Source organism: Enterobacter sp. 18A13, assembly GCF_007035975.1.
In the GTDB taxonomy this organism is placed as follows: Bacteria; Pseudomonadota; Gammaproteobacteria; order Enterobacterales; family Enterobacteriaceae; genus Enterobacter; species Enterobacter vonholyi.
In genome coordinates this window covers 3,840,308-3,866,320 of record NZ_AP019634.1, presented here as the reverse complement: position 1 = coordinate 3,866,320, position 26,013 = coordinate 3,840,308, and the positions used below count along the sequence as shown (strand labels likewise).

General features: G+C 55.9%; 28 protein-coding genes. 11 read left to right on the top strand and 17 right to left on the bottom strand.

What is annotated here, in order from left to right:
* Window positions 1-10: 10 nt before the first annotated feature.
* Window positions 11-283: an oxidative damage protection protein gene (locus FOY93_RS18565; RefSeq protein WP_023309138.1), complete on the bottom strand. Its 273-nt coding sequence runs from the start codon at window positions 281-283 to the stop codon at window positions 11-13.
* A 26-nt stretch (window positions 284-309) separates the two neighbouring features.
* Window positions 310-1,362 (bottom strand): A/G-specific adenine glycosylase, encoded by a 1,053-nt coding sequence (gene mutY / locus FOY93_RS18560; protein WP_168708010.1) that lies wholly within the window; start codon window positions 1,360-1,362, stop codon window positions 310-312.
* Between the two features lie 144 nt (window positions 1,363-1,506).
* Between mutY and trmB the strand changes: the two genes are divergently transcribed.
* Genes trmB through FOY93_RS18545 form a run of 3 tightly spaced genes read left to right on the top strand, consistent with a single transcriptional unit; the run spans window position 1,507 to window position 3,325 of the window.
* On the top strand, window positions 1,507-2,226 hold the full coding sequence (trmB, locus tag FOY93_RS18555) for a tRNA (guanosine(46)-N7)-methyltransferase TrmB (protein WP_127732277.1): 720 nt from the start codon (window positions 1,507-1,509) through the stop codon (window positions 2,224-2,226).
* The gene (locus FOY93_RS18550) at window positions 2,226-2,552 is read left to right on the top strand and encodes a YggL family protein (protein ID WP_003862421.1); all 327 of its coding nucleotides are present in this window, start codon (window positions 2,226-2,228) and stop codon (window positions 2,550-2,552) included. The genes trmB and FOY93_RS18550 overlap by 1 nt, the downstream gene beginning before the upstream one ends.
* A gap of 56 nt (window positions 2,553-2,608) precedes the next feature.
* Window positions 2,609-3,325, top strand: a complete 717-nt coding sequence (locus FOY93_RS18545; RefSeq protein ID WP_008499762.1) for a YggN family protein — start codon at window positions 2,609-2,611, stop codon at window positions 3,323-3,325.
* Between the two features lie 173 nt (window positions 3,326-3,498).
* On the opposite strand, the gene hemW is transcribed toward FOY93_RS18545, so the two are convergent.
* The 5 genes from hemW to FOY93_RS18520 are packed head-to-tail and all read right to left on the bottom strand — an operon-like array spanning window position 3,499 to window position 6,813.
* The gene (hemW, locus tag FOY93_RS18540; RefSeq protein WP_133295121.1) at window positions 3,499-4,641 is read right to left on the bottom strand and encodes a radical SAM family heme chaperone HemW; all 1,143 of its coding nucleotides are present in this window, start codon (window positions 4,639-4,641) and stop codon (window positions 3,499-3,501) included.
* Entirely contained in the window at window positions 4,634-5,227 is a 594-nt protein-coding gene (locus FOY93_RS18535; RefSeq protein WP_136195092.1) for an XTP/dITP diphosphatase, read from the bottom strand. The genes hemW and FOY93_RS18535 overlap by 8 nt, the downstream gene beginning before the upstream one ends.
* A 3-nt stretch (window positions 5,228-5,230) precedes the next feature.
* On the bottom strand, window positions 5,231-5,527 hold the full coding sequence (yggU, locus tag FOY93_RS18530) for a DUF167 family protein YggU (RefSeq protein ID WP_023309131.1): 297 nt from the start codon (window positions 5,525-5,527) through the stop codon (window positions 5,231-5,233).
* Window positions 5,524-6,090 carry a YggT family protein gene (locus FOY93_RS18525; RefSeq protein ID WP_111963226.1) on the bottom strand — a complete coding sequence of 189 codons (567 nt, stop codon included), beginning with the start codon at window positions 6,088-6,090 and terminating at the stop codon, window positions 5,524-5,526. The genes yggU and FOY93_RS18525 overlap by 4 nt, the downstream gene beginning before the upstream one ends.
* Before the next feature lie 21 nt (window positions 6,091-6,111).
* Window positions 6,112-6,813, bottom strand: a complete 702-nt coding sequence (locus FOY93_RS18520) for a YggS family pyridoxal phosphate-dependent enzyme (RefSeq protein WP_115876245.1) — start codon at window positions 6,811-6,813, stop codon at window positions 6,112-6,114.
* A 17-nt stretch (window positions 6,814-6,830) separates the two neighbouring features.
* On the opposite strand from FOY93_RS18520, the gene FOY93_RS18515 reads away from it, so the two are divergent.
* The gene (locus tag FOY93_RS18515) at window positions 6,831-7,811 is read left to right on the top strand and encodes a type IV pilus twitching motility protein PilT (RefSeq protein WP_111963224.1); all 981 of its coding nucleotides are present in this window, start codon (window positions 6,831-6,833) and stop codon (window positions 7,809-7,811) included.
* A 9-nt stretch (window positions 7,812-7,820) separates the two neighbouring features.
* Here FOY93_RS18515 and ruvX read toward each other — a convergent pair whose 3' ends face one another.
* From ruvX to metK, 8 genes are all read right to left on the bottom strand, one after another.
* Window positions 7,821-8,237, bottom strand: a complete 417-nt coding sequence (gene ruvX, locus FOY93_RS18510; RefSeq protein ID WP_021242076.1) for a Holliday junction resolvase RuvX — start codon at window positions 8,235-8,237, stop codon at window positions 7,821-7,823.
* Window positions 8,237-8,797, bottom strand: coding sequence for a YqgE/AlgH family protein (locus tag FOY93_RS18505; RefSeq protein ID WP_020883695.1), 561 nt, complete (start codon window positions 8,795-8,797; stop codon window positions 8,237-8,239). Before FOY93_RS18505 ends, ruvX begins: the two co-directional genes overlap by 1 nt.
* A gap of 87 nt (window positions 8,798-8,884) precedes the next feature.
* Window positions 8,885-9,832, bottom strand: coding sequence for a glutathione synthase (gene gshB / locus FOY93_RS18500; protein ID WP_047173570.1), 948 nt, complete (start codon window positions 9,830-9,832; stop codon window positions 8,885-8,887).
* Window positions 9,833-9,851: 19 nt separating this feature from the next.
* Window positions 9,852-10,583 (bottom strand): 16S rRNA (uracil(1498)-N(3))-methyltransferase, encoded by a 732-nt coding sequence (gene rsmE, locus FOY93_RS18495; RefSeq protein WP_143345516.1) that lies wholly within the window; start codon window positions 10,581-10,583, stop codon window positions 9,852-9,854.
* 51 nt (window positions 10,584-10,634) lie between these two features.
* Entirely contained in the window at window positions 10,635-11,342 is a 708-nt protein-coding gene (endA, locus tag FOY93_RS18490; protein ID WP_115876242.1) for a deoxyribonuclease I, read from the bottom strand.
* A gap of 94 nt (window positions 11,343-11,436) precedes the next feature.
* Entirely contained in the window at window positions 11,437-11,934 is a 498-nt protein-coding gene (locus tag FOY93_RS18485) for a SprT family zinc-dependent metalloprotease (RefSeq protein WP_021242073.1), read from the bottom strand.
* A 58-nt stretch (window positions 11,935-11,992) separates the two neighbouring features.
* A complete protein-coding gene (galP, locus tag FOY93_RS18480; RefSeq protein WP_111963220.1) occupies window positions 11,993-13,390 on the bottom strand; it encodes a galactose/proton symporter in 1,398 nt (465 codons plus the stop codon).
* A 346-nt stretch (window positions 13,391-13,736) separates the two neighbouring features.
* Complete coding sequence (metK, locus tag FOY93_RS18475) at window positions 13,737-14,891, bottom strand: methionine adenosyltransferase (protein WP_014885184.1); 1,155 nt, start codon at window positions 14,889-14,891, stop codon at window positions 13,737-13,739.
* A gap of 425 nt (window positions 14,892-15,316) precedes the next feature.
* On the opposite strand from metK, the gene FOY93_RS24100 reads away from it, so the two are divergent.
* From FOY93_RS24100 to speB, 4 genes are all read left to right on the top strand, one after another.
* Entirely contained in the window at window positions 15,317-15,460 is a 144-nt protein-coding gene (locus FOY93_RS24100; RefSeq protein WP_420314984.1) for a hypothetical protein, read from the top strand.
* Between the two features lie 94 nt (window positions 15,461-15,554).
* A complete protein-coding gene (yqgB, locus tag FOY93_RS18470) occupies window positions 15,555-15,686 on the top strand; it encodes an acid stress response protein YqgB (protein ID WP_127312443.1) in 132 nt (43 codons plus the stop codon).
* An 8-nt stretch (window positions 15,687-15,694) separates the two neighbouring features.
* Window positions 15,695-17,671 carry a biosynthetic arginine decarboxylase gene (gene speA / locus FOY93_RS18465; RefSeq protein WP_008499744.1) on the top strand — a complete coding sequence of 659 codons (1,977 nt, stop codon included), beginning with the start codon at window positions 15,695-15,697 and terminating at the stop codon, window positions 17,669-17,671.
* Between the two features lie 230 nt (window positions 17,672-17,901).
* On the top strand, window positions 17,902-18,822 hold the full coding sequence (gene speB / locus FOY93_RS18460; protein ID WP_008499737.1) for an agmatinase: 921 nt from the start codon (window positions 17,902-17,904) through the stop codon (window positions 18,820-18,822).
* 52 nt (window positions 18,823-18,874) lie between these two features.
* On the opposite strand, the gene FOY93_RS18455 is transcribed toward speB, so the two are convergent.
* Window positions 18,875-20,143, bottom strand: a complete 1,269-nt coding sequence (locus FOY93_RS18455; protein ID WP_143345515.1) for an OprD family outer membrane porin — start codon at window positions 20,141-20,143, stop codon at window positions 18,875-18,877.
* A 210-nt stretch (window positions 20,144-20,353) separates the two neighbouring features.
* Window positions 20,354-21,112 carry a metalloprotease LoiP gene (loiP, locus tag FOY93_RS18450; protein WP_021242066.1) on the bottom strand — a complete coding sequence of 253 codons (759 nt, stop codon included), beginning with the start codon at window positions 21,110-21,112 and terminating at the stop codon, window positions 20,354-20,356.
* Window positions 21,113-21,384: 272 nt separating this feature from the next.
* On the opposite strand from loiP, the gene tkt reads away from it, so the two are divergent.
* The 3 genes from tkt (at window position 21,385) to pgk (ending at window position 25,934) form a co-directional block, all read left to right on the top strand.
* Window positions 21,385-23,376, top strand: a complete 1,992-nt coding sequence (gene tkt / locus FOY93_RS18440; protein ID WP_111963218.1) for a transketolase — start codon at window positions 21,385-21,387, stop codon at window positions 23,374-23,376.
* 325 nt (window positions 23,377-23,701) lie between these two features.
* Window positions 23,702-24,721, top strand: a complete 1,020-nt coding sequence (gene epd / locus FOY93_RS18435) for an erythrose-4-phosphate dehydrogenase (protein ID WP_143345514.1) — start codon at window positions 23,702-23,704, stop codon at window positions 24,719-24,721.
* Between the two features lie 49 nt (window positions 24,722-24,770).
* The gene (pgk, locus tag FOY93_RS18430; protein WP_023309116.1) at window positions 24,771-25,934 is read left to right on the top strand and encodes a phosphoglycerate kinase; all 1,164 of its coding nucleotides are present in this window, start codon (window positions 24,771-24,773) and stop codon (window positions 25,932-25,934) included.
* Window positions 25,935-26,013 lie beyond the last annotated feature (79 nt).

The following is a 26,013-nucleotide window of genomic DNA, read 5'->3' as shown; positions in this document are numbered from 1 at the left end:
CCGCACGCTGTTATTTTTCCGGTGGCGTATAGCCTTCGATGTGCACGTCTTTACCTTCGAACAGGAAGCTCACCATCTCCTGCTCAAGCAGCTTGCGGTGTTCCGGGTTCATCATGCTGAGTTTCTTCTCATTGATCAGCATGGTCTGCTTTTTCTGCCACTGTCCCCAGGCTTCTTTGGAGATTTCATTGTAGATGCGTTTACCCAGATCGCCCGGATAAAGCTGGAAATCCTGGCCTTCAGCGTCACGCTGCAGGAAAGTACAAAAAATCGTTCTGGCCATACTCATTCCTCTTTTTCTTGTCGATGCTAAACCATTGCACCGGCACGTAATTGCTGTAACAGGCGCTCCACGGGAGCCGCCAGTCCGACTGATGGCGGTTGCGCTAAGTTATACCAGAGAGCGGTGCCTTCATCCATGCACGAGGCGAAGGAGGACACGGGAAGCCACATCGGCACAATATCCAGATGGAAATGGCTGAAGGTGTGGCGAAACGCGGTCAACTGCGTCAGGTTATCGGCAGCAATCCCGCGCTTTTTAAGCCATTCACGCAGCAAGTCTTCATCTTCAAACTGTGGGAAGCAGTATAGACCACCCCACAGACCGCTCGGCGGACGCTGGGCGAGGAAGACCTCGTCACCGTGCTGCATCAGCAGCATATAGCCGGTGCGCTCCGGCAGCGTCTGCTTGGGTTTCTTACCCGGATACTGCGCCCATGAATGGTTGGCATACGCCACGCAGAGATTATTCACCGGGCAGAGTTCGCATTTTGGTTTTGAGCGCGTGCAGACCATTGCGCCGAGATCCATCATCGCCTGGTTGAAACGCTCGACGCCGTTAGCCGGAGTAACCGCCTCACTTATTTCCCAAAGACGTTTTTCAACGTCCTTCTTCCCCGGCCAGCCGTCGACGGCATAGCAGCGCGCCAGCACGCGCTTCACGTTGCCGTCGAGGATCGGGAAATGCTTGCCTAAAGACAGGGAGAGAATAGCGCCTGCGGTTGAGCGTCCCACGCCGGGGAGATCGGCCACCTCATCGAAGGTTTCCGGGAATTTCCCGTTGTGGCGCGTCGCAACCTGCTGTGCGGCCTTGTGAAGGTTACGCGCGCGTGCGTAATAGCCAAGACCGGTCCACAGGTGCAGCACCTCGTCCAGCGGGGCGTTGGCCAGATCGGTCACCGTCGGGAAGCGCGCCATAAAACGCTCGAAGTAAGGGATCACCGTGGCGACCTGCGTTTGTTGCAACATCACCTCGGAGAGCCATACTTTGTAAGGCGTTTTTTCAATTTGCCAGGGCAGGGTTTTACGCCCGTATTTGTCGTACCAGTCCAGCACCTGGGCTGAAAATTGAGAGGCTTGCATGGTCATCGATTCGCATAATCAGGGACGCAGATTGCAGCACAGCGTCAATCTGCTGTAAACCGGATCTTTCCCATGCTTGCATAGAAGCCTTAACTTTGGATAATGCCCGTTTCCCGAACATTCTCACAAGCAGACAACTCTTTTATGAAAAACGACGTCATTTCACCGGAATTTGATGAAAACGGTCGCCCGCTGCGCCGTATTCGCAGCTTTGTCCGTCGTCAGGGCCGCCTGACAAAAGGTCAGCAACACGCGCTGGACAACTACTGGCCGGTGATGGGCGTTGAGTTCAGCGAGCAGCCTCTGGATTTTGCCGAGCTGTTTGGCCGCGACGCGTCGGTCACGCTGGAAATTGGCTTCGGTATGGGCGCCTCGCTGGTGACCATGGCGAAAGCTCGCCCGGAGCAGAACTTCCTCGGTATCGAAGTGCATTCGCCGGGCGTGGGCGCGTGTCTGGCAACGGCCCACGAAGAGGGCGTTGAGAACCTGCGCGTGATGTGTCACGACGCGGTGGAAGTGCTGCACAAAATGATTCCTGACAATTCTTTAACCATGGTTCAGCTCTTTTTCCCTGACCCGTGGCACAAAGCGCGTCATAATAAACGCCGTATCGTTCAGGCGCCGTTTGCCGAGCTGGTGAAAAGCAAGCTGAAGCTGGGCGGTGTCTTCCATATGGCGACCGACTGGGAACCGTATGCGGAACATATGCTGGAAGTGATGTCGTCGCTGGACGGCTATAAAAACCAGTCTGCGAGCAACGACTATGTACCGCGTCCGGAATCGCGTCCGGTAACGAAATTTGAACAGCGTGGCCATCGTCTTGGTCACGGTGTATGGGACTTAATGTTCGAGAGGGTGAAATAATGGCAAAGAATCGTAGCCGTCGTCTGCGTAAAAAGATGCACATCGAAGAATTCCAGGAAGTGGGCTTCTCCGTTGCGTGGCGTTTCCCGGAAGGCACCAGCGTTGAGCAGATCGATCAGGACGTGGATGCGTTCATCAACGAGGTGATCGAGCCAAACAAACTGGCCTTCGACGGTAGCGGCTATCTGGCCTGGGAAGGTCTGATCTGCACCCAGGAAGTGGGTAAATGCACTGAAGAACATCAGGCTCTGGTACGTAAGTGGCTTGAAGACCACAAGCTCGAAGATGTCCGCGTCAGCGAACTTTTCGACGTTTGGTGGGACTAATTAAGCAGTAAGGGGCCAGCATTAGCTGGCCCGTTTTGTCTGAGGGAGTGTTTAAGATGCGCAAAACGTTGCTGGCAGTTGCTTTGATGGCAACCGGATTCACCGCCCATGCGGATTATCAATGTAGCGTCACCCCGCGTGATGACGTGGTGTTAAGCCCGCAAACCGTGCAGGTCAAAGGCGAGAACGGCAATCTGGTGATTACGCCAGAAGGGAACGTCACCTATAACGGCAAGCAGTACAACCTGACTGCCGCACAGCGCGAGCAGGCGAAAGACTACCAGTCCGAATTGCGTACCGCGCTGCCGTGGATTAATGAAGGTGCCCTGACGCGCGTCGAAAAGAGCCGCGTGGCGCTGGATAAGATCATCACCAAAGAGGTGGGGGAGAGCAGCAACATGCGCACCCGCCTGACGAAGCTGGACAAGCAGCTTAAAGAGCAGATGAACCGTATTATCGAGACGCGCTCCGACGGCCTGACGTTCCACTATAAGGCGATCGATCAGGTCCGTGCCGACGGGCAGCAGCTGGTGAACCAGGCGATGGGCGGCATCCTGCAGGACAGCATCAACGAGATGGGCGCCAAAGCGGTGCTGAAAGGCGGCGGTAACCCGCTGCAGGGCGTGCTGGGCAGTCTGGGCGGCCTGCAGACCTCCATTCAGAACGAGTGGAAGAACCAGGAAGATGATTTCCAGCAGTTCGGCAAAGACGTGTGTAAACGCGTGGTGTCGCTGGAAGACAGCCGGAAGGCGCTGGTGGGGACGCTGAAGTAAGGTCCCCTAACCCTAACCTCTCCCTTTCAGGGTGTACGGCCCGGGGACATGGCGAACAATTTTTAACATCCTTTACCCATGGTGATCGCCTATCTCTTCAGGTCGATCATCCCCACACTCTGCCAACCTTTCCCTCAGCCGGCAGAACGGGATGCAAAATCCTGAATCCGCCTTCAGGATTCTTCGGCGAGGAACAGCTCAAGAAGGGAGTTTAAGAACAGCTTGCCGTGCTCGGTGATCTGCCAGTATTCCTCACTCTCGGTGAGATACCCCTGCGCCAGCGCTTCGTCAATCTGCGGGCGAATCACCGATTCCGCCAGCCCTGTGTACAGCGCAAACTCCGCGCGGGGCGCGGCTTCCAGCAGACGGAAGCGGTTCATAAAGAACTCAAACGGCTTATCCGCCGCTTCGACGTCGTGCTGGCGCTCCAGGTAGCGGCCTTCCATATACCCGCGCGGGTGGCGGGTTTTGGCAGTACGCAGAATCCGCCCGTCCGGGAAGGTCACCTTGCCGTGCGCGCCGCAGCCAATCCCGAGATAGTCACCAAAACGCCAGTAGTTCAGGTTGTGCTGACACTGGTAGCCCGGCTTTGCATACGCCGACGTTTCGTACTGCTGATAGCCCGCAGCGGTTAAAAGCCTGTGACCCTGCTCGAAGATATCCCACAGCGCGTCGTCATCCGGCAGCACCGGCGGACGCGAGCCAAACAGGGTGTTGGGCTCGATGGTGAGCTGGTACCACGACAGGTGCGGCGGGTTCAGTTCGATCGCCTGGCGCAGGTCGTCCAGCGCCTCTTCCAGCGATTGATCCGGCAGGCCGTGCATCAAATCCAGGTTAAAGCTGCGAAGATTAAGACCGGTCGCCAGGTTTGCCGCGCGCTTCGCCTCTTCCGGGCCGTGAATACGCCCCAGGCGCTTCAGTTTCGGCTCGCTAAAGCTCTGCACGCCGATGGAGATGCGGTTCACGCCCGCGCGCTGATAGTCGACAAAACGGTCGGCCTCAACGGTACCGGGGTTGGCTTCCATCGTGATTTCAGCATCCGCTGCCAGGTTCAGGCGCGCACGCACGCCGTCCAGCAGCGTTTGCATCGCCGGGCCTGACAGCAGGCTCGGCGTACCGCCACCTATGAAAATGGTCTTAACTTCACGTCCCTGTGCGTAAGGTACATCGGCGTCCAGGTCGGCCAGCAGATGCGCAACGTAGTCATCGTGCGGCACTTCGCCCTTCAGCGCGTGCGAGTTGAAATCGCAGTACGGGCATTTCTGCACGCACCACGGGATGTGAATATAAAGACTCAGAGGCGGCAAATTAGCCATTACGCAGTGCTTCCAGTAACAGTTTCAGCGCGCGTCCACGGTGGGATATCGCGCTTTTCTCTTCGCGGGTCAGTTCCGCAGCGGTTTTGCCCTCGGTCGGGACAAAGAAAATCGGATCGTAGCCAAAGCCGCCGTTGCCAGCCGCTTCACGAGTAATCACGCCCGGCCAGCTGCCGTGGCAGACGATCGGCGTAGGGTCTTCCGCGTGACGCATATAGACCAGTACGCAGTGGAACTGCGCGGAGCGCTGTTCGTCCGGTACGTCTTTCAGGGCGACAAGCAGCTTTTCCAGATTCTGCTGGTCGGTGGCGTCAACGCCGGAATAGCGCGCGGAGTAAATCCCCGGTGCGCCGCCGAGAAAATCCACGGCCAGGCCGGAGTCGTCAGCAATCGCGGGCAGGCCGGTAATCTGCGCGGCGTGACGCGCTTTCAGGATCGCGTTTTCGATAAACGTCAGCCCCGTCTCTTCGGCGGAATCCACGCCAAGATCGGTCTGGGCGACCACGTCCAGACCAAAATCATTTAATAGCGAGGCCAGCTCGCGCACTTTACCGGCGTTGCCGGTCGCGAGAACAACTTTCTGCATGGTTTAGTCCTGTTCTTTCAGAGCCGCGACTTCCGTCGGGATAGATTGCGGATTAAGGATTTTTACCTGTTTATGTCGCCCAAGTTCACCTTTTTCAATGATGACCTGGCTTTTGGCGACGCGAAACTGTTTTGCCAGATATTTGGTCAGATGCGCGTTCGCCTGGCCGTCAACCGGCGGGGCGGTGATGGCGACTTTTAACTCGTCGCCATGCAGCCCAACAATACCGTCACGGCTGGCTTTGGGCTGAATATACAGCCGCAAAACCAGCCCGTCAGCGCAGGTGCTTACTGCACTCATAGCGCCATCCACAGCCCCGGCAGCAGCATATTGCCCGTGGACTGCAGCAGCTCAGCGATCCCCATGTTGACCACATAGAGCAGCAGTACCAGGATCATCGGCGAGAAATCAATACCGCCCATCGAAGGCAGCAGGTTGCGAATCGGGCGCAGCAGCGGTTCGGCCAGTTGGATCAGCGCATATTCTACCGGACTACGGCCCTGGCTTACCCAGCTCATGATGGCCATGACCAGCAGCACCCAAAAAATCAGCAGACCGACGGTCTTGATTAAAATCAGGACCGCAGCAATCCAGATAATCGGCTGGAAGGTGATGACCATAAACAGCACGATCGCTTTGATAACGCTCAGAATAAACGCCACCAGCAGAGACGAACTGTCGATGGGGCCCATCGCCGGGATAATACGACGCAGCGGTCCGACAACAGGCTGCGTGATTTTCACGACAAACTGCGAGAACGGATTGTAAAAATCACAGCGGGCCCACTGCATCCAGACGCGCAGCAAAAGCGCCATCGTATACAGCTCAAGCACAGTTGAGAGCAGGAAAGTCAACGTCTTCATGGCGTTCCTCAGGTTTCCTTATTATTTTGAGTAGTCGCGCGCACCGAAAATTGCCGTGCCGATGCGCACCATAGTGCTGCCTGCCGCGATGGCGGCTTCCATATCGTCCGACATGCCCAGAGAAAGCGTGTCTACCGTGTTATAGCGCGCTTTAAGCGCCTCAAATGCTACAGCCATTTGCTGTGCCACGGCAAACTGCCTTTCATAACTTGACTCAGGCGCCGGAATTGCCATCAGCCCGCGCAGGGTTAGGCGCGGCAGGGCGGCCACTTCGGCTGCCAGCGCATCCAGCTCGCTCAGCGCAATGCCGGACTTGCTGTTTTCATCGCTGATGTTGATTTGAATCAGCACGTTAAGCGCTTGCATCTCTGACGGACGCTGGTCGTTCAGGCGTGTCGCAATGCGCAGACGGTCAACGGTATGGCACCAGTCAAAGTGCTCCGCCACCAGACGGCTTTTGTTCGACTGCAGTGGACCAATAAAGTGCCACTGCAGATCCGTATTCCCCTGTTCCTGGAAGGAACGAATTTTATCCACGCCTTCCTGGACGTAGTTTTCACCAAACGCGCGTTGGCCTGCGTCAATAGCTTCTGCGATGGCGCTCGCAGGCTTGGTTTTGCTGACTGCAAGCAGCGTAATTTCTTCTGAAGCCCGGCCGCAACGCGTTGCGGCGGCTGAGATTTTGTCCCGGACCTGTGCCAGGTTATGCGCAATGTCGTTCATTTTCCGAGGAGTAGTCTATGGATGTGGAAGAAATTGTGGCCCTTAGTGTAAAGCATAACGTCTCCGATCTACACCTGTGCAGTGATTCGCCACCCCGCTGGCGCAGAACGGGCCGCCTTGAACCGGCACCGTTTCCTCCTCCTGACGTCGGGGCGTTGTTAAAAGCGTGGCTCAACGATGAGCAGCAGGGAACATGGTGGGCAAATGGACAGGTGGATTTTGCCGCGACGGTAACGGGAGGCCAGCGTCTGCGCGGGAGTGCCTTTAAGCAGATGCGCGGTGTCTCTGTGACGCTGCGGCTGTTGCCGCGTACCTGTCCGCAGCTCGCTACGCTGGGCGCGCCGCGGGCAATCCCGGAACTGTTATCCAATGACGCCGGGCTGATTCTGGTCACGGGGGCGACCGGCAGCGGCAAATCCACTACGCTGGCGGCGATGGTCGATTTTCTCAACCACCATACTGACGGCCATATCCTCACGCTTGAAGATCCGGTGGAGTTTATCTATCAGAGCGAGCGTTGCCTGATCCAGCAGCGGGAGATTGGCCAGCATAGTCCGTCATTTGCCGACGCGCTGCGCAGCGCCTTACGCCAGGATCCGGACGTTATTTTGCTGGGGGAGCTGCGCGACAGCGAAACGATCCGCCTGGCGCTAACGGCGGCGGAAACCGGACATCTGGTGCTGGCGACGCTGCATACGCGCGGGGCATCGCAGGCGATTGAACGGCTGGTCGATACGTTCCCGGCGCAGGAGAAAGATCCGGTGCGTAACCAGCTGGCCGGCAGCCTCCGGGCAGTGCTGGCGCAGAAGCTGCTTCCCGATCTGCAGGACGGCCGCGTCGCGCTGTATGAACTGCTGGTGAACACCGCTGCGGCGGCAAACCTTATTCGTGAAGGGAAAACGTGGCAACTGCCCGGCATCATCCAAACCGGTCTGCAGGCAGGAATGCAGAACTTTGACCAGAGCCTGGCGGAGAGACGGGCGCAGGGGCGGCTGTAGGCCCCGTGCTTAAAAACCCTGTTCGAAATAGCTTTCGAGGATAATCACGGCAGAAGCGGAGTCCACGCTGCCTTTGTTGAGCGCCCGGAAGCCGCCGTGCTCAAACAGACCCGCACGCGCTTCGACGGTGCTAAGACGCTCGTCGTGAAGCTTCACGGAGACGCCAAAGCGGCCATGGATTTTATTGGCGAACTTTCGCGCCCGTGCGGTAAGCGGCTGTTCGGTACCGTCCATGTTCAGCGGCAGCCCAACAATAACGTCATCCGGCTGCCACTCCTTGAGCAGACGCTCAATAAGATTCCAGTCCGGCGTACCGTCGTTGGCCTTCAGGGCAGTAAGCGGACGCGCGGTACCGGTGATGCGCTGCCCCACGGCGACGCCAATGCTTTTGGTGCCAAAATCGAAGGCCAGAAGCGTTCCGCTCATCAGGCGTGCCCCGCTACGCCAGGCATGGTCAGGATATCAATACCAATCAGCTTCGCCGCGTCACGCCAGCGATCGGCGATGGGGGTTTTAAACAGGATATTCATGTCCGCAGGTGCAGTAAGCCATGCGTTATCGAGGATCTCCTGCTCAAGCTGGCCTTTCTCCCAGGACGAATAGCCCAACGCCACCAGCACTTCAGAAGGCTGCTCTGCGGTACCCAGCGTTTCGAGCACGTCACGCGAGGTGGTGATGACGGTGTTATCCGAAATTCGAATACTGGAAGAGAACACCGGCGGCGTATGCAGGATAAAACCGCGATCTTCTGCAAGAGGTCCGCCCAGCATCACAGGTTTATCAAGCCGTATTTCCGGCAGGCGCTCTTCAGCCGAGATTTTCAGCTTGTCCAGAATTCCTTCAACCTGAAGATTTTCCAGCGGTTTATTAATGATAATACCCATCGCGCCGTCTTCATTGTATTCACAAATATAAACCACGGCGCGGCGAAAAATCGGGTCCTGGAGAGCAGGCATGGCAATAAGAAAGTGATGCTGTAAATTCATTGTCAGAGGTACTGTTTCCTGGTTTAAAAAGCGACAGCGCCCAGTATGGGGACAAACACAGGCGCTGTCACTAATAGTATTGTTAGGTTATTTCTGTAAACGTTTTTCGATAGCGTCCATCAGCATTCCGGTGATCGAAATCGGGAATTCAGCCTCAATTTCACGAATGCAGGTCGGGCTGGTGACGTTCACTTCGGTCAGACGATCGCCGATGATATCCAGGCCAACGAAGATCAGGCCTTTGGCTTTCAGCGTCGGGCCAACGCGGCGGGCAATTTCCCAGTCGCTTTCGGTCAGCGGACGCGGTTCGCCGCGGCCACCGGCGGCCAGATTACCGCGGGTTTCACCACCCTGCGGGATACGCGCCAGGCAGTAAGGAACCGGTTCGCCATCCACGACCAGAACGCGTTTGTCGCCGTCTTTGATCGCCGGAATATAGTTCTGCGCCATGCAGTAACGCGTGCCCAGCTCGGTCAGGGTCTCGGCAATCACGCCAATGTTCGGGTCGCTCTCTTTCACGCGGAAAATCGACGCACCGCCCATGCCGTCCAGCGGCTTCATGATGATGTCGCCGTGCTTCTGCCAGAATTCCTTCAGCTGAGCTTTGCTGCGGGTCACCAGCGTTTCCGGCGTCAGGTCAGAGAACCAGGCGGTGTAGAGCTTCTCGTTGCAGTCGCGCAGGCTCTGCGGCTTGTTGACGATCAGCGTTCCTTTCTCTTCTGCGCGTTCGAGAATATAGGTGCAGTAGATGTATTCAGTGTCGAATGGCGGATCTTTACGCATCAGGATGACGTTGAGATCGGCAAGCGCAATGTCCTGTTCGGTGCCGAATTCGTACCATTTGTCGTAGTTCTGCTCGACGTTAACGATGCGGGTGCGGGCGCGGGCTTCACCGTTGATCAGGTAAAGATCGTTCATCTCCATATAGTGGAGTTCATAGCCGCGACGCTGCGCTTCCAGCAGCATGGCGAAGCTGGAATCTTTCTTAATGTTAATGTTTGCGATGGGGTCCATCACGATGCCGAGCTTGATCATGTTCTTCTCCGTTAATGCTTCAACCCAGATCGCCAAACCGTACCTGTAGCGCGGTAATGGCCGTGAGTGCCGTTGTCTCAGTGCGCAGAACGCGAGGTCCCAACAGAATATCAGTAAACTGGTAACGTGCCGTCATCGCAATTTCGTCCGCCGACAGGCCGCCTTCGGGGCCAATCAGCAGGCGAACGCGCTCAACGGGCAGCGGTAGCGTATTGATGCTGGCGCTGGCGCGCGGATGAAGATTGAGCTTCAGCCCACTGTCCTCTTCAGCACACCACTCCTCCAGATCCATCGCCGGGCGGATCTCCGGAATACGGTTCCGGCCACTCTGTTCGCAAGCCGCGATGGCAATTTTCTGCCACTGCTGGATCTTTTTGTTCAGACGTTCCGCATACAGTTTAACGCCACAGCGCTCAGAAAAAAGTGGCGTAATGAGGCTTACACCCAGTTCAATGGATTTCTGAATGGTGAACTCCATTTTCTCACCGCGCGACATGACCTGGCCCAGATGAATGTGCAGCGGTGATTCCCGGTCATCCACTTCACCGCGCAGGACGTTCACGTGTACGCTTTTTTTATCTGCCCGCGTAATTTCGGCGTCGAACACCTGGTTCGAGCCGTCGAACAGCTGGATTGCCTGACCGGCGCCCATGCGCAGCACGCGGCCAACGTGGTTGGCGGCGTCATCAGACAGGGCGATTTCGCGGCCTGCGGTAATCAGTTCAGGGTGGTAAATGCGGGGAATGCGCATAGTCAGAAATTCCATGTGTCATGCGATATAAGCGAATTGCCGTAGTGTAGGTTAGCTCTTTTGCGCCTGGCAAGCCCGCTGGACGTAAGGGTTGTGATTCCCCTGGACTCTGGCGATACGGTCGTCGCGCTGGCATTCCCACTCCGTCACCGGATACTGCTTGTCCCAGGCGTTGAACAGCTGCGTCTGCTGGCGGGAGAGGTTGAGATCGTAACGGTCACGCATATAGAAGTAGGTACGGGCAATGCTGCCGCGCGCGCGGGCAGGGGGCTCGGCGACTTTCTCTTTAAAATCAATCTTCATACCGCACTGGCCGTACTGGCCTTCGCCACCGTTCCACTGGCTGTACATGAAGTTACCCCGGTCGCCGTTCACTTCGCCCACCGCGGGCTGCAGGTTATGCATGTCGCTTTCCATCTGGCGGTAAACCGGGTCTTTGGCACAGTTTTTACGTCCGCCATCCTGCCAGCACTGGCGCTGGTGGCCAAACTGCCATGCCGGAACGACATGTTCCCATTCAATACGGCTGGCGCGGTTTTCGTTTTTACGCACCTTGTAGCCGCAGGACTCAAGGTCAACGACCCCTTTTTTACCCTGCCAGTTAATTTTACAGCCGCAGTAGAAATCGCCCGGCACATCGGCGTTCACCTTCACGCCTGCGGCCTTGGCCTGGGAAAAACTGTTGATACCGTCGGCCAGAGCATGGCCTGAGAGCGCCGTCGTCAGAAAGGCGACCGCGAGAGAAAAATTACGGGACATCTTACACTCCGTGTCAAAACGAGCCCGCAACGTAACGAATGTTGTTCCTGTATGCAATCAGTCAGATCAGGAAAGTTCCTGAAAGTTCAAATGATTATTCCGCAACCAGCGGCTCGCCGCATTTGACGCAGCGGTAGGTCGCCTCGCCGCGCACCACGCGATTATGGCGACGGACGGTAAGCTGGTGCTGCTGGCACTGACAGCGGTAGGGGAAGGTATTGCGGCGCACCGACTCCAGCTCGAACTGGTGGGTACGGCGCGCCGGAACGCCGAGCACCGCCTCCATCATCCACTTCCACTCTTTTCCGTGGGGGGCGACGCGCCCGAAGTGCTTCCACACCAGCAGATGCGCCAGCTCGTGCGGCACCACTTCATCGATAAACGCCTGCTGGTTTTCCATCATCAGCACCGGGTTAAGGCGGATCTCATACGACTCGAGCCAGGCGGTACCGGCCGAGGTGCCACGCTGCTGGTAGACGAGTTTGGGTTCAGGGTAGTTGCGCCCGAGCTTCAGGTTCGCCTGGGCGAGCTTTTCCCGCAGGCTGCGCATAACGGCCTGCTGAATGGCGATGGGGAGACGGGGTGCTTTCATAGGGGCAGAGCATAAAGCGCGAAGCGGGGAGGTGCAAGAGGCACCTCCCGAGTGAGGATTAGTCGTGGGCGCCGATTTCGCGCAGAGGACGACCTTTCATCAAATTACGTTCAATATGCTCCAGGGACACATGTTTGGTTTCTGGAACCAGCCAGATGGTCAGCACAATAAAGAAGATGTTCAGACCGGCGTAAACCCAGAAGGTGTTGGCGTTGCCCAGGGTATTGAGCATGGTCAGGAACGTTGCGCCGACGATCATGTTGGCAATCCAGTTGGTTGCGGTAGAGCAGGTGATGCCAAAATCACGTCCTTTCAGCGGCTGGATCTCAGAGCACAGCACCCAGATCAGCGGACCGGCGCTCATCGCAAACCCGACGATAAACATCAGCAGCATGCCTACCGCAAAGTACTGGGCGGTTGGGGAGTGAATGCCCACATGCATCATAGTACCGAGGACCCCCATGCCTGCCGCCATCACAAGGAAGCCTAGCGTCAGGGTTGGCTTACGTCCCCAGCGGTCCACCAGACCGATGGCGATAAAGGTCGCCAGCACGTTGGTCAGACCCACGATGACGGTCCCCCACATCTGCTCGGTGGTGTTGGTATAACCCGCCAGCTCAAAGATTTTGGGCGCGTAGTACATGATGACGTTCATCCCCGTGAACTGCTGCATCACCTGCAGCAGTACGCCGAGGAAAACGGCGCGACGGAAGTTGCTGTTCTCTTTAAACAGCGCCCAGCCGGACTGTTTGACCTTCAGGCTTTCGCGGATCTCTTCCAGCTCGTTTTTCGCTTCCGCGCTGGTATCGCGCAGGCGCATCAGCACGCGTTCTGCATCGTGGAATCGACGTTTTGCAGCAAACCAGCGAGGGCTGTCCGGCAGGAAGAAGACGCCAATCAGCAGCAGAACCGCAGGGATGATGATCACGCCGAGCATCCAGCGCCATGCGCCGCTGTAGCTAAACGCCGTATCGGAAAGGTACGCGCCCAGGATACCAATGGTGATCATCAGCTGGTACATGGAAATCATACTGCCGCGGATTTTCTCCGGCGCAATTTCAGACAGGTAAAGCGGGGCGGTATAGGACGCCACGCCCACGGCCAGACCAAGCAGCACGCGGGAAACCAGCAGGACCTCAACGTTAGGCGCTGCGGCAGAGAAGAGTGAGCCGGCAACGAACAGGATCGCGCCGATCATCAGGCTCTTTTTACGTCCGAGCTTAAAGGAGAGCCAGCCGCTGCCGACGGCCCCGACGGCCGCGCCAAACATCATTGAGCTAACCACCCACTCCTGGGTGTGAGCGCTGATCTGGAACTCTTCTGTAATGAAAGGTAATGCACCGGCAATCACGCCGATATCCAGGCCAAAAAGTAATCCTGCCAGGGCGGCGAGGAAACAGACGAAGAATGTCATCGCCTTGTTGGACGTACGCCCCTGTTTTTTATTGTCAGGCATTATGCCCTCCAGTTGGGTTATCAGTTTTATTGATGTTAAGGGTAGGTGAGCGACCCGCAAAAATATGTGAGATTAATCACATAGGTGTAATCGGTTACACAGCTTTGCAACCGTAAATAAAATTAAAGCTTTGAAAATATAGAGGTAAATGAGGTGATATGCATCGCGAAAGGACACATTTCAGACTTAACTGAAAGGGAATGTAACAGCAGAAGAAAGTCGATCGTGCAAAGAGAATATTCTGAAAGCACGGGATGTCCGGTGCGGTGTAATCGGTTCCAAATATCGCCACCCGACAAAAAAAGGCCAGCCCGAAGGCTGGCCTTTTAAAAGCGATGTCAGTCGATTACTTCAGACCGGCAGCTTCACGCAGCAGAGCGGCTTTGTCGGTTTTTTCCCATGGGAAATGTTCACGACCAAAGTGACCGTATGCAGCGGTTTCTTTGTAGATTGGGTGCAGCAGATCCAGCATCTGAATCAGGCCGTATGGACGCAGGTCGAAGAACTCGCGCACCAGCAGGGTCAGCTGTTCTGAAGGCACTTTCTCGGTACCGAAGGTTTCCACCATGATGGAGGTGGGTTCAGCCACGCCGATTGCGTAGGAGACCTGAATCTCACAGCGGTCAGCCAGGCCGGCAGCAACGATGTTTTTCGCCACATAACGTGCCGCGTACGCCGCAGAACGGTCAACTTTAGACGGATCTTTACCGGAGAACGCACCGCCACCGTGACGCGCCATGCCGCCGTAGGTATCAACGATGATTTTACGACCTGTCAGACCGCAGTCACCCATTGGGCCGCCGATAACAAAGCGTCCGGTTGGGTTGATGAAGAATTTGGTCGCAGAGCTCAGCCATTCGGTAGGCAGAACCGGCTTGATGATCTCTTCCATCACTGCTTCCTGCAGGGATTTCTGATCGATTTCTTCGGAATGCTGGGTAGACAGAACCACCGCGTCAATACCGACGATTTTGCCGTCGTCATACTGGAAGGTGACCTGGCTTTTCGCATCCGGGCGCAGCCACGGCAGGGTGCCGTTTTTACGCACTTCTGCCTGACGCTGCACCAGACGGTGTGCGTAGGTGACCGGTGCTGGCATCAGCACGTCGGTTTCGTTGGTTGCATAGCCGAACATCAGACCCTGGTCGCCCGCGCCCTGTTCCAGCGGATCGGCACGGTCAACGCCCTGGTTGATATCCGGAGACTGTTTGCCAATTGCGCTCAGTACCGCGCAGGAGTTGGCATCAAAACCCATATCAGAATGCACATAGCCGATCTCACGCACCGTGTTACGGGTGATCTCTTCGATATCAACCCATGCGCTGGTGGTGATCTCACCGCCAACCAGAACCATGCCGGTTTTGACATAGGTTTCACACGCTACGCGCGCTTTAGGATCCTGCGCCAGGATCGCATCCAGCACCGCATCGGAGATTTGGTCAGCAATTTTATCAGGATGTCCTTCTGATACGGACTCGGACGTAAACAGGTGTTTTGCCATGTTTTATTTCACCTAAGAGGAATTTGGTTAGCTCAAGCTGCTGTGTGGAATAGCCAAAGGAGATAATTCTACCAAGGCCTGCAGGTTTTTGACACTGGCAGTATGAGTGTTAATCAGTATAGATGGATTAACATCTGGATGGCTATTTTAGGTCACTTCTTCGCCCGATTTCCAGTTTTTTTTGACTAACCTCTCACTCAGTTGAAATTGCTGCTGGCAATAATTCCTGACGGCCCCGGCAACACGCGCATTTTTGTTTTGCTTTTTAGCCCCCTTCTCGGTATAAAACGCGGCGCGCGGCTCATATAAAATAAGCGCTCGATGAACTCATCGTGTCGCCACTTCCAGCCGGGTTAAGCAGTGAACTTTTAGCTTTGGCTTGGGGTCCGTTTCAGCAGAAGCGGCCGTGGAGGTGATACGAGATAATGAACCATCGTTTTCCGCTAATTCAGCGCAGCCGTTCTGGCGCGCATTTGATTCCCGCAACCCGCATTTTTAGTCTGCAAACCTGCCGATGTTATACCCATCTCGGCGCTTCTCAGGATTCCAGGGCCGGTCGCGCTTTGTGAAAACTGAACAAGGGCGCTCTTGTTAATACAAGAGTTTTCTCGTGGTTTCGCCGAACCTTGTCATACAGAGTTCGGATACGTGTTTTACAATGATATGAATAAGAAACCGGTCGCACGGTCTGGATTTCAGCATACTCTGCTGGGAAACGGAGCCGTTTATGGGTTGTTATCGCCGTATAACGCTGCGATAGTAGTCAACTGTTTTACACTTAATACAAAGAGTTGAGGTTCGCTATGTCTGACGACATGTCTTCTTTTTCGCCTTCGTCAGCGGGCGAACAGGGTGTACTACGTTCTATGCAGGAGGTTGCGATGAGCTCCGAGGAAGCCAGCAAGATGCTGCGCACTTACAATATTGCCTGGTGGGGCAATAACTATTACGACGTCAACGAACTGGGCCACATCAGCGTCTGCCCGGATCCGGACGTCCCTGAAGCGCGCGTGGATCTCGCGAAGCTGGTTAAAGCCCGTGAAGCTCAGGGCCAGCGTTTGCCTGCACTGTTCTGCTTCCCGCAGATCCTGCAACATCGCCTGCGTTCGATTAACGCCGCGTTTAAGCGCGCGCGTGAGTCCTACGGTTATAAAGGTGACTACTTCCTGGTTTACCCGATCAAGGTGAACCAGCACCGCCGCGTAATTGAATCTCTGATCCACTCCGGCGAGCCGCTGGGTCTGGAAGCAGGTTCCAAAGCGGAACTGATGGCGGTTCTGGCGCATGCGGGCATGACCCGTTCAGTGATCGTCTGTAACGGCTATAAAGACCGTGAATACATTCGTCTGGCGCTGATTGGCGAGAAGATGGGCCACAAGGTCTATCTGGTTATCGAAAAGATGACCGAAATCGCCATCGTGCTGGAAGAGGCCGAGCGTCTGAACGTGGTGCCACGCCTTGGCGTGCGTGCGCGTCTGGCGTCACAGGGTTCCGGCAAATGGCAGTCCTCCGGCGGCGAAAAATCCAAGTTCGGCCTGGCGGCAAACCAGGTACTGCAGCTGGTGGAAATCCTGCGCGAGCGCGGTCGTCTGGACAGCATTCAGCTGCTGCACTTCCACCTCGGCTCGCAGATGGCCAACATTCGCGATATTGCGACCGGCGTGCGTGAGTCAGCGCGTTTCTACGTTGAGCTGCATAAGCTTGGCGTAAATATTCAGTGCTTCGACGTGGGCGGCGGCCTGGGCGTGGACTACGAAGGGACCCGCTCGCAGTCTGACTGCTCCGTGAACTACGGCCTGAACGAATATGCGAACAACATCATCTGGGCTATCGGCGATGCCTGTGAAGAGAACGGCCTGCCGCACCCGACGGTGATCACCGAATCCGGTCGCGCGGTCACCGCGCACCATACGGTGCTGGTCTCGAACATCATCGGCGTTGAGCGCAGCGAAACCACCGAAGCGACGCCGCCGGCAGACGATGCGCCGCGTTCCCTGCAGAGCATGTGGGAAACCTGGCAGGAGATGCACGAGCCGGGCACGCGTCGTTCCCTGCGCGAATGGCTGCACGACAGCCAGATGGACCTGCACGATATTCACGTGGGCTATTCTTCAGGCACCTTCAGCCTGCAGGAGCGCGCGTGGGCGGAGCAGCTCTATCTGAACATGTGCCATGAAGTGCAGAAACAGCTCGACCCGAGCAACCGCGCGCACCGTCCGATTATCGACGAGCTGCAGGAGCGTATGGCGGATAAGATTTACGTCAACTTCTCGCTGTTCCAGTCGATGCCGGATGCCTGGGGTATCGATCAGCTGTTCCCGGTTCTGCCGCTGGAAGGGCTGAACCACGCCCCGGAACGTCGCGCGGTGCTGCTGGACATTACCTGCGATTCCGACGGTGCTATCGACCACTATGTTGACGGCGACGGTATCGCAACGACAATGCCAATGCCGGAATACGACCCGGAGAACCCGCCGATGCTGGGCTTCTTTATGGTCGGCGCGTATCAGGAGATCCTCGGCAACATGCATAACCTGTTCGGTGATACCGAAGCGGTGGACGTGTTCGTGTTCCCTGACGGCAGCGTGGAAGTTGAGCTGTCCGATGAAGGGGACACCGTGGCGGACATGCTGGAATACGTTCAGCTCGATCCGAAAACCCTGCTGACACAGTTCCGCGATCAGGTGAAAAACACCGGTCTGGACGACGCGCTCCAGCAGCAGTTCCTGGAAGAGTTTGAAGCGGGTCTGTACGGATATACGTATCTGGAAGACGAATAGTCGTTGATGCCCGGTGGCGCTGCGCTTACCAGGCCTACGAATGTAGGCCGGATAAGGCGAAGCCGCCATCCGGCAGAATGCTATACTCACTTGAACCCGTATGCATTACCGGCGATAATTCGCCCTAATAAGCGATTTACGAATCAATCCCTTCCTCGTCGGGTTTAACGACGCGGAGGGGATTTTTTTTCATCTGTTTTTAATGTATCGACTTTAAAAGAGGTCAGGACATGAGCACTTTAGGTCATCAGTACGATAACTCTCTGGTATCTAACGCGTTTGGTTTTTTACGCCTTCCGATGAACTTCCAGCCGTACGACAGCGACGCTGACTGGGTGATCACCGGCGTGCCGTTCGATATGGCGACATCTGGCCGCGCGGGTGGTCGTCACGGCCCGGCGGCGATCCGTCAGGTTTCCACTAACCTGGCCTGGGAGCACAACCGCTTCCCGTGGAACTTCGACATGCGCGAGCGCCTGAACGTGGTGGACTGCGGTGACCTGGTGTATGCCTTCGGCGACGCGCGTGAGATGAGCGAAAAGCTGCAGGCGCACGCCGAGAAGCTGCTGGCTGCCGGTAAGCGCATGCTCTCCTTCGGCGGCGACCACTTCGTGACCCTGCCGCTGCTGCGCGCCCACGCGAAGCACTTCGGTAAAATGGCGCTGGTACACTTTGATGCGCATACCGACACCTACGCGAACGGCTGTGAGTTTGACCACGGCACCATGTTCTTTACCGCGCCGAACGAAGGTCTGATCGACCCGAACCACTCCGTGCAGATCGGTATTCGCACCGAGTTCGACAAAGATAACGGCTTCACCGTGCTGGATGCGGGTCAGGTTAACGACCGCGGCGTGGATGACATCCTCGCTCAGGTGAAGCAGATTGTGGGTGATATGCCTGTCTATCTGACCTTCGACATCGACTGCCTGGATCCGGCATTTGCTCCCGGTACCGGTACGCCGGTCATCGGCGGTTTGACCTCAGATCGTGCCATCAAGCTGGTGCGCGGCCTGAAGGATCTGAACATTGTCGGGATGGACGTGGTGGAAGTGGCGCCTGCCTATGACCAGTCCGAGATCACTGCGCTGGCCGCAGCGACCCTGGCACTGGAAATGCTCTACATTCAGGCAGCTAAAAAAGGCGAATAAGCCTCGCCTGGCGTGAAAAAAAACCTCTCTATTGAGAGGTTTTTTATTGCCTTTAGAACACGTTAAACGGGTATTCCACGTAAGCGCGGATCTCGTCCCCGCCCACGTTGTACTCGCTGGCATTGCTGGAGACGCGCAGGACGGAGTAGCGCAGTTTAAGCTTCAGATCCTTAGCCGGACCATCCTGCACCTGGTACTGGATCTGGTTAAACCACTCGTGCTCTTTGCCGTTGCTGGTTTCAGAGGTTTTGATGTTATCGCCACGCACGTAGGCGGTGGTCCAGCTCAGGCCCGGTAAGCCAAGGCCGCTAAAGTCCAGACCGTAGGAAGCCTGCCATGAACGTTCATCTTCGCCGTTAAAATCTGACCAGTAGGAGTTCGCCAGCCAGATGGTGTTACCACCGTCACCCACGCCGCCCTTGTCACGATAGCCGCCGTAGTTGTAGCCGGTGCTGCCGCTGCTCTGCTGGTACGCTACTTTGAACGTGTGAATATCCCAGATGTAGCTCGCCGCCAGGCTCCAGATAGCGTTGCTGCGGCCCGTATCGAGGCTGTCCGCGTAACCCTGGTCGAGACGGGAGTTATAGCCGTTGAAGTCGAGCACCAGCTGCTGTCCGGTGCTGAACGGCTGCTTGAAGTTCAGGCCCAGGTACTGCTTGTTCATCACCTCTTCATTATGAGAGGCGTAAAGCGCGCCGCTGAACTGGTCGTTAAACTGGTAGCTCGCGCCGCCGAAGGAGAGGCTCTTCAGTCCGCTGTCGTGGCGATCGTCACTTTTACGCTGCTCGTCGGTGAAATAACCGGCGTTGATTTCCAGACCGTCGATCTCTTTTGAGGTCAGCATAGCGCCGGTGTAGCTTTCAAACAGCAGGCGAGAGCTGTCGGCATTGACGATAGGCAATTCAGGACGCTGATTCCCGTAGCTCAGTACGGTATTCGAGATGCGCATTTTGGCGGTTGCGCCAAACTTTGCCAGATCGGATTTTGCCCGGCCGTCGTCTTCCTGCTTAAAGAAGTCGATGCCGCCTGCGCCGCTTTTGCCGCGACCGCCGTCCAGGCGCACGCCGTATTGAGCAATACCGTCCACACCAAAGCCCACCAGCCCTTCGGTATAGCCGGATGCAAACGTGGCGATGATCCCCTGACCCCATTCGGCTTTGTCCTGCTGGCCCTGATGGTAGTCGCGGCTGATATACGCATTGCGGAAAAACAGGTCCAGACGGCTGTCGTCAATAAAACCCTGGCTGTCGGATTGCTGGCTTGCAGCGGCAGGTAATGCGGCAAATAAGCTTAAAGCAACTAATGATAATTCTTTTTTCACGGAGGGAACGTCTCTGTCTGGATATATTAATTTGAATAACTGCGGAGGTGATAATTACCGGAAAAAGTGACCTTTGCAATAATTATGTGACCAGACATTTCAATGTCATAGGGCAGATTTGGCGGGGCTTTCAGGGGTGTTATCGATACGTGCTGTTAAGTTAACAATTCATGCGAAATAAAAAGGAGGCAAAACTGCCTCCTTCTGAAATTATTTAATTCCGTCTGCGGCCATACGGTCGCGAATATGCTGTGCGCGTTCTTCTGAGGCCGGGTGATCGTCAAACATGGAGCTTTGACGTCCGGCTTCCAGCTTGGCCAGTTTTTCGAAGCTGGTGGCTAAGCCTGATGGATTAATGCCGCGTTTGCGCAACAGATCGTAGGAGTAGTCATCCGCCTCGGACTCCTGACGCTGTGAGAACTGAGAGTTAACCAGCTTTTCACCCACGTCCCCAAGCTGTGACTGCGACAGGCTGCCAACGATACCGCCTGCAGAGGCCGCCGCTGCGCGGATGGCATTGGTGCCCAGGGCAACCTGCATCCCTTTCTTCACGTGGCCCAGGGCAACGTGGCCCATTTCATGGCCGATAACCGCTTCCACTTCATTGTCGGTCATCATGTCCATCAGTCCGCTGTAGACGCGGATACAGCCGTTCGCCATCGCGAAGGCGTTGACGTCTTTCGCCATGTACACCTTGTAGTTCACCGGCTGGCCGTTGATGTTATCGCCCAGCGCGGAAGCAATCTTATTCAGACGCTGCGTGTAGGTACTGTTGGCCGGCGCAAGCGTGGCTTTTCCGTCCATATCTTTACAGGCCTGGTCGCTCAGCGCTTTCACCTGCGCATCGCTCAGGGAATAGGCCTGAAAGGCCTCTGCCCCTGACGTCATCAGACCGTTAGAATCCATATTCTGACAGCCGCTCAGCAGGAGCGTTGTACCCAGGGCCAGCACTATTGCACGCATTTTCATGAGGTTGCTTCCGTACTCGTTAATCTGAATAAAATCCGAAAAGGTCACCGTCAGCGAAGCCGGTGTCGGGCTAAGTATAAGGAATATCTACAGGGCCGGGCGAGTAGATTGCGCAACATGCGAGCATGATCCAGAGATTTCTTAAGCTGCAAAAGAATGGTCCATGTACATGGCATGCCGCTTGGGTTACATTGTTGGCACTTTTTTCCGGCGTAGCCCAAAACGCGCTGTCGTCAAGGGCATGGCCTTTAACAGTCCGATCTGGAGTTAAAATGTCCTCACGTAAAGAGCTTGCTAATGCTATTCGTGCGCTGAGCATGGACGCAGTTCAGAAAGCCAAATCCGGCCACCCAGGGGCCCCTATGGGTATGGCTGATATCGCCGAAGTCCTGTGGCGTGATTTCCTGAACCACAACCCGCAGAACCCGTCATGGGCTGACCGCGACCGCTTCGTGCTATCCAACGGCCACGGCTCTATGCTGATCTATAGCCTGCTGCACCTCACCGGCTACGATCTGCCTATCGAAGAGCTGAAAAACTTCCGTCAGCTGCACTCCAAAACTCCAGGTCACCCGGAAGTGGGCTACACCGCTGGCGTAGAAACCACCACCGGCCCGCTGGGTCAGGGTATTGCTAACGCCGTGGGTATGGCGATTGCAGAGAAGACCCTGGCGGCGCAGTTCAACCGGCCTGGTCACGACATCGTTGACCACTTCACCTACGCGTTCATGGGCGACGGCTGCATGATGGAAGGCATTTCTCACGAAGTGTGCTCCCTGGCAGGTACCCTGAAGCTGGGTAAACTGGTTGCGTTCTATGACGACAACGGTATCTCCATCGACGGTCACGTTGAAGGCTGGTTCACCGACGACACCGCAGCACGTTTCGAAGCCTACGGCTGGCACGTTGTGCGTGGCGTTGATGGTCACGATGCTGACTCGATTAAACGTGCAGTGGAAGAAGCGCGCGCGGTGACGGACAAGCCGTCCCTGCTGATGTGCAAAACCATCATCGGCTTCGGTTCACCGAACAAAGCGGGTACGCACGACTCCCACGGCGCGCCGCTGGGTGATGCAGAAATCGCACTGACCCGCGAAGCGCTGGGCTGGAAACACCCTGCATTCGAAATCCCATCAGAGATTTACGCTCAGTGGGATGCAAAAGAAGTAGGCCAGGCGAAAGAAGCGGCCTGGAACGAGAAGTTCGCTGCTTACGCGAAAGCCTTCCCGCAGGAAGCGGCTGAATTCACCCGTCGTATGAAAGGTGACATGCCGTCTGACTTCGACGCGAAAGCGAACGAGTTTATCGCTAAGCTGCAGGCGAACCCGTCTAAAATCGCGAGCCGTAAAGCGTCTCAGAATGCGATTGAAGCGTTCGGCCCATGGCTGCCAGAATTCCTGGGCGGCTCCGCTGACCTGGCGCCATCTAACCTGACCCTGTGGTCCGGTTCTAAGCCAATCAACGAAGACACTGCCGGTAACTACATCCATTACGGTGTACGTGAATTCGGTATGACCGCGATTGCCAACGGTATCTCCCTGCACGGTGGTTTCCTGCCGTACACCTCTACCTTCCTGATGTTCGTTGAATATGCCCGTAACGCCGTGCGTATGGCGGCGCTGATGAAACAGCGTCAGGTGATGGTCTACACCCACGACTCCATCGGTCTTGGCGAAGACGGCCCAACTCACCAGCCGGTAGAGCAGGTGGCTTCCCTGCGCGTGACCCCGAACATGAGCACATGGCGTCCATGTGACCAGGTTGAATCCGCGGTGGCGTGGAAATACGGCGTTGAGCGTAAGGACGGTCCAACCGCGCTGATCCTCTCCCGTCAGAACCTGGCGCAGCAGGAGCGTACCCCTGAGCAGCTGGCGAACATCGCTCGCGGTGGTTACGTGCTGAAAGATTGCGCGGGCCAGCCTGAGCTGATCTTCATCGCTACCGGTTCTGAAGTTGAGCTGGCTGTTGCCGCATGGGAAAAACTGACTGCCGAAGGCGTGAAGGCGCGCGTGGTCTCCATGCCGTCTACCGATGCGTTTGACAAGCAGGATGCCGCTTACCGTGAATCCGTTCTGCCTAAAGCGGTTTCCGCGCGTGTGGCAGTGGAAGCGGGTATCGCTGACTACTGGTTCAAATACGTGGGCCTGAACGGTGCCATCGTCGGTATGACCACCTTCGGTGAGTCTGCTCCGGCAGAGCAGCTGTTCGAAGAGTTCGGCTTCACCGTTGAGAACGTTGTCGCGAAAGCGAAAGAACTGCTGTAATCGCCGTTTTGCCCGGTGGCGCTACGCTTACCGGGTCTACAAATGGCTCGAAAGTAGGCCGGGTAAGCGCTAGCGCGCCACCCGGCTTTTTTTGCGTCATTATTCCACCTAAAATGTGACGCAAGTCATATAGCTCGCTTATTCATCTGGACAGACATTCCTTTTATTCCCCGATTCGCTTATTCTTGCTGAAGCGTTTCAGTCGATTAAATGTTCGACAATTGACCAATCAATCGCAGTTTGTGACAGCAAGGATTCCCCTTCGGGCGTAGCTGGATTACTCTTTCAGCCACCTCAAACTCAGGGATTGCTTTGCAGGAGATCTATGACCGTACGCGTAGCGATTAATGGCTTCGGTCGCATCGGGCGTAACGTGGTTCGTGCTTTGTATGAATCCGGACGTCGGGCGGAAATAACCGTGGTGGCAATCAATGAACTGGCGGATGCTGCGGGCATGGCGCATTTATTGAAGTATGACACCAGCCACGGACGTTTCGCCTGGGATGTGCGCCAGGAAAGAGATCTGCTTTTTGTGGGTGATGACGCTATTCGTGTTCTGCATGAGAACAGCATTTCCGGGCTACCCTGGCGTGAACTGGGTGTGGATGTCGTGCTTGACTGTACCGGTGTTTATGGCAACCGCGAACACGGCGAAGCGCATCTGGCTGCAGGCGCGAAAAAAGTCCTGTTTTCTCATCCCTGCAGTAATGACCTCGACGCGACAGTCGTGTTTGGCGTCAACCAGCATGAGCTGCAGGCCGAACACCGCATTGTTTCCAACGCCTCCTGTACCACCAACTGCATTATTCCGGTCATCAAACTTTTAGACGATGCGTATGGCATTGAATCCGGCACCGTGACCACGATTCATTCCGCAATGCACGATCAGCAGGTTATCGACGCCTACCATCCGGATTTACGACGCACTCGCGCGGCGAGCCAGTCAATTATTCCGGTAGATACGAAACTGGCGGCAGGGATCACCCGAATTTTTCCGCAGTTTAATGACAGGTTTGAAGCGATTGCCGTGCGTGTTCCGACGATTAACGTTACCGCAATCGACCTTAGCGTGACGGTAAAAAAACCTGTAAAAGCCTGTGAAGTCAACCTGTTGCTGCAAAAAGCGGCACAGGGGGCATTTCATGGTATAGTTGACTATACGGAATTACCGTTGGTCTCAGTAGATTTTAACCACGACCCGCACAGCGCCATCGTCGATGGTACGCAAACGAGAGTCAGTGGGGCACACCTTATCAAGACGCTGGTCTGGTGTGATAACGAATGGGGCTTTGCTAACCGAATGCTCGACACCACGTTAGCAATGGCCGCTCAAGGTTTCAGGTAAGACGCATCGTGCGTCTGCAAAACTTTAAGAATCAACGAGAGGATTCACCATGTCTGTAATTAAGATGACCGATCTGGATCTGGCTGGTAAACGCGTTTTCATCCGTGCCGATCTGAACGTACCGGTTAAAGATGGCAAAGTGACCAGCGACGCGCGTATCCGTGCATCTCTGCCAACCATCGAACTGGCTCTGAAGCAGGGCGCGAAAGTGATGGTCACCTCCCACCTGGGTCGTCCAACTGAAGGCGAGTACAACGAAGAGTTCTCTCTGCTGCCAGTGGTTAATTACCTGAAAGACAAACTGTCCAACCCGGTTCGCCTGGTAAAAGATTACCTGGACGGCGTTGAAGTGGCTGCCGGTGAACTGGTTGTTCTGGAAAACGTTCGCTTCAACAAAGGCGAGAAGAAAGACGACGAAACCCTGTCCAAAAAATACGCTGCACTGTGCGACGTATTCGTGATGGATGCCTTCGGTACTGCTCACCGTGCACAGGCGTCAACCCACGGTATCGGTAAATTCGCAGACGTAGCGTGTGCCGGTCCTCTGCTGGCTGACGAACTGGAAGCGCTGGGTAAAGCACTGAAAGAACCAGCTCGTCCGATGGTGGCTATCGTTGGTGGTTCTAAAGTTTCTACCAAACTGACCGTTCTGGATTCCCTGTCTAAAATCGCTGACCAGCTGATCGTTGGCGGTGGTATCGCGAATACCTTCGTTGCCGCTCAGGGCCACAACGTCGGTAAATCCCTGTACGAAGCAGACCTGGTTGACGAAGCCAAACGCCTGCTGGGTACCTGTGATATCCCGGTTCCAACTGACGTTCGCGTCGCGACCGAGTTCTCCGAAACCGCAACCGCGACCCTGAAATCTGTAAACGACATCAAAGACGAAGAGCAGATTCTGGACCTGGGCGACGTTTCTGCACAGAAACTGGCTGAAATCCTCAAAAACGCAAAAACTATCCTGTGGAACGGTCCTGTTGGCGTGTTCGAATTCCCGAACTTCCGCAAAGGTACTGAAATCGTTGCTAACGCTATCGCAGACAGCGAAGCGTTCTCTATCGCAGGCGGTGGTGACACCCTGGCAGCAATCGACCTGTTCGGTATCGCTGACAAGATCTCCTACATCTCCACTGGTGGCGGTGCATTCCTCGAATTCGTGGAAGGCAAAGTACTGCCAGCAGTAGCAATGCTCGAAGAGCGCGCTAAGAAGTAAGCCATTCAAGGGCAGGGAAACCTGCCCAATTTTCAGCGCGCTTTTAAGAGCTCGCACCTTTTCTAACGGCCGAAGATAC